This is a genomic window from bacterium, from assembly GCA_022616075.1.
Classification (GTDB): Bacteria; Acidobacteriota; HRBIN11; order JAKEFK01; family JAKEFK01; genus JAKEFK01.
Window position 1 is genome coordinate 1 of record JAKEFK010000407.1, and the last position, 3,829, is coordinate 3,829.

The 3,829-nt window shown below is 49.7% G+C and carries 3 protein-coding genes; all 3 read right to left on the reverse strand.

The window, feature by feature from the left end:
- Nucleotides 1–374: 374 nt before the first annotated feature.
- A complete protein-coding gene (locus L0156_30980) occupies nt 375–1,709 on the reverse strand; it encodes a 4Fe-4S binding protein (GenBank protein MCI0607426.1) in 1,335 nt (444 codons plus the stop codon).
- The gene (locus tag L0156_30985; protein MCI0607427.1) at nt 1,681–3,048 is read right to left on the reverse strand and encodes an FAD-dependent oxidoreductase; all 1,368 of its coding nucleotides are present in this window, start codon (nt 3,046–3,048) and stop codon (nt 1,681–1,683) included. Before L0156_30985 ends, L0156_30980 begins: the two co-directional genes overlap by 29 nt.
- Nucleotides 3,049–3,178: 130 nt before the next feature.
- A partial coding sequence (locus L0156_30990; protein MCI0607428.1) for a S8 family serine peptidase occupies nt 3,179–3,829 on the reverse strand: 651 nt, incomplete at its 5' end.

The window sequence follows — 3,829 nt, forward strand, 5'->3', positions numbered from 1 at the left end:
CAGCGCCGCCTCTATGATCTTTTGCTTCGCGCTCATGTACTAAAGCGTACATAAAAGTGTACCTATTTGCAACCGATCTCCTGCGAATGAATCCGATCTGCTCACCTCCGGAGCCGCCCCGTTTGATACCGTAATTTGGGTGTTATGCAGCCGGTACTGAGCTAACGATCAGGCAGTTTTGGGAAAACTACACAAGTGCGTTTGCGGGAGGCCACTAAATTTGAATGAACCCTGTTTGCTGGCTGCAAACCAGGTACCGACATGAAGCGTTTATTAACGGTGTCAAACTTCAAGCATTCGTTTGGACTTGGCCGAGAAAAAAGATTGAACAGCAGCCGCTATCCCGGCTCACCAGAGCCGCAGAGTTTGATCCATCAATCAATCTTATCGAAGTTATAACGCGTCTCAGATGGGGCGTTTTCGAGCTTCAGTACGCCGCGTGGACAGACCGCCGCGCAGATTCCGCAGCCGACACAGGATGCGCGGATTATATTTTGACCGCGTTGCGCATACCAGCGAACGTCAATTCCCTGTTCGCAATAGGTGGAACAATTGCCGCAGGAGATACATTGGCCCCCGTTGGTAGTAATCCGGAAACGGGAAAAGAACTTCTGGATGATCCCCAGGATAGCAGCCATTGGGCATCCAAAGCGGCACCAGACGCGTGCCCCCATGAGTGGATAGAATCCCACTCCAATCACCCCGGAAAAAATGGCGCCGATGTAAAACCCGTAGGCCTTCGCGGCGGCGCCTGAAAATTTGCCGAAGATTGCCCCTTCATACAAGGAATTGATCCAAAGCAACGCGGTAACAATCGTGATAGTTACCAGTACCGAATGGATCAGCCATCGCTCAATGTTCCACGCTTTCAGTGATTTGTCCGATAAGTGGCGGTAAGGGTCTCCCAGAGTTTCAGCCAATCCGCCGCAACCACATACCCACGAACAATACCAGCGCTTACCGAAAAAGTATGTGAATATCGGTGTTCCTATAAACGTCATCGCCGCCCCCCAGAACAGCATGAAAAATCCAAGGCCACCGGGATGGGAAAGCAGCGAATGAGCTGTCTTTGGAAAAAGATAGTCGTACTTCAATGGCCAGAAATAGCTGAAATAAAAGTCCGGCTGGTTCAGGCTGTGAAGCAGATTCGGTATTAGAAACGCAAATCCCAACTGAAAAAACATTACAGAGAGTGTACGGATGATTTGATACCTGTTGTGACGATATTTCACAAGGATCATGCGGGCGCCCATGACCAGAACAGCCACAGTGTAAAAAGCACCATACATAAACCAGCGGTCTGCGGGCTTTCCTGTAATCAACAAACTCAATGGATCCGTGATCCGCACCCAGTTTTCAATCCACTTCGGAAACCAGTAAAGGGCGATGTAGAACAGGGTCAGAAAAACACCGAGTATCCACGCATTCCATCCGCGATAAGTAACAGCGTTGGAAAAGATATGATTGTTTTTGATGCCTGGCGGGGCTTCTTTGGCCAGAGCGAGGAAATAGACCAACGCTCCAGTACATGTGAGCCCCACACTCAAAAGAAGAAAAAGCAAGGGGCGGCCCTTTGAAACACCGGTAGCAGCAACGAGGAACAGAAACATGCCGGTGGCAAAAGTAGTCAGGCCTGCTCTCTGCAAGAAACTCCGTTCTTTATTATGTTCTGCTGCTGCCTCAGGGGGCCGGATTTGAAGTGGTGTCATAAGAATTCTTCCTGAAAAGCCGCCACGGTGAGCGTTGAATGAGTCGAAGATTTTTGCCGGGATTCTGCCGATTATACCAATCTACGATTTCCGGTTCGTATTGTCTGAAAAACTCCGGATCGAAATTTGCCTGACGAAGGTTCTGGAGCGTATACTCGACTGTGCGTTTTTCGCTAATCCATCTCTGGCAGACTTCCTGGCGGAAACGGATCCCCATTACATTGAACCCGAGCACTTCCATCGATCCGTCTCGATGTACGATTCTCATGCAATGTTTGCCGTCACGATGCTCCCAGTAAAATGACTTCTCGCCTTCTCGTTCCGTATTGCTGACCTGTCCATACGTTTGCCATTCGATATCGAAAAATTTTGCCGAATTGAACCAGATCCCACGATCATATTTTGTTCTCTCTCCACAGATCGTTTTTGCGAGTGCTTCTGCCTGCAACCGCCCTGTGTACCATAGCTGCTCAACACGAGTCGGGGCGTCTTGAACCGTTGACTTTATTTCCGCGCAGTCGCCTGCAGCATAAATATTGGGGATGTTGGTTTCCAGGTACTCATTTACGAGAACGCCTCGATTGCTTTCAATTTTTGAGTTCTTGACAACATCAATATTGGGACGCACACCAACAGTTAAAGCAACGAACTGGCAGGATATCTCCTCGCCGGAATCGGTTACCACAGCACGGGCTTTGCCGTCGGAATCCGCAAGGATCTCTTTTAATTGCGTTGCGAGCCGAAGATCGATACCATGCTCGCGGATGTGGCGATTCAGTAACTGTGCTTCGTTGCGCGGCATCGCAATATCGTAAAAGTTCTCTTCTCGCACCAGAAAAGTGATGGGTATTCCGCGCGACTGCAGCATCTCGGCTACTTCAATTCCAACCAATCCGCCCCCCACAATGACAGCACGTGAAATGCCTGCCGTATTTTGCTCCATCAGCTCCAGGTCCTGAATCGAATAGAGTCCTTGAACTCCAGGCAAATCCTGACCGGGCCATCCGAACTTATTGCTTTGGGAACCCGTCGCGACAAGCAACGTATCATAGAAAAACGTTCTACCGTCAGCCAGCCGGATTTGCTTTGTATCGACATCGATCAAGCTGACGAATCCACGCACAAGATGTATCCTGTTCTTCTCCCAAAACCAATCTTCATATGGTTTTATATTCTCGAATTTCATGTGCCCCATGTAGATGTACATCAGCGCCGTACGGGCGTAGAAATAATCCGTCTCGTTGGAGATCACGGTGATTCTCATGTCAGTGCGTTTTCGCACTTCGCGTGCAACTGTGGTACCTGTGATGCCGTTTCCAATGATGACCAGATGCGACATAATGCTCCTCTTCAATTAGATGCGAACATCGGAACGAAACTTTCGATGTGCTACTATGTTTTTTGTATGTCCGCTTACAAAGCGACAAAAATGTCTTTGCAGTGGAAAAGACTTCACTGAAGCTGAAGGTTTAGTTCATTAGAAGCACGGAATTATATCCGCCGTAACCATCGAGTTCCTTCCTGCCATTGCTATGATCATCCGTCCAGCGGCTGCCGTTGAGCACGAACTTATAGCGATAGAGGCCCGGCGCGGGCGTTGGAAGTTCCACACGCCAGAACCCGCCGTTTTCCTGGCGAAAACCCGGTTGAGGCTTCCAGTTGTTAAAATCGCCTGCCAGCGAAACCGTCTCAGCTTGGTCATCGTGAAACAGAAAGATTAACTTATCTCCCTCGACTCGTGGCGGCCGGAAGTTCTCCGGATCCAGCGCGTGTTGTTCTGAGCGTGCCTGTTCGGCGGCAGCGCGCGCGTTCAACTTTCCATATCCTTGCCGTAGCAGAGGCGCGTTAGCCAATCGTTCTGCCGTAGTAATTAAGATTTGCTTTACGGAAGTGGGAGTGAGAGAGGGATTCGCTTCCAGCATTTGCGCCACCACTGACGCTACCACGGGAGCTGCAAATGAAGTGCCTTCCACATGCTGGTAGTGTGTGGCTACGATCTTGTTTTGCTGCAAGATCGCTTCAACCTCTCTGCGAATCACTTGTGGCTTTTCACGATACAACCCATGAGGCAATTCGGCTTCCCCGGCCAGGTCTTGAGCAATAGTACTTAGCACATGATC

Coding starts and splice junctions, on each gene's coding strand:
- L0156_30980 (MCI0607426.1), bottom strand. CDS start 1,709: ATGACACCACTTCAAATCCGGCCCCCTGAGGCAGCAGCAGAACATAAT.
- L0156_30985 (MCI0607427.1), bottom strand. CDS start 3,048: ATGTCGCATCTGGTCATCATTGGAAACGGCATCACAGGTACCACAGTT.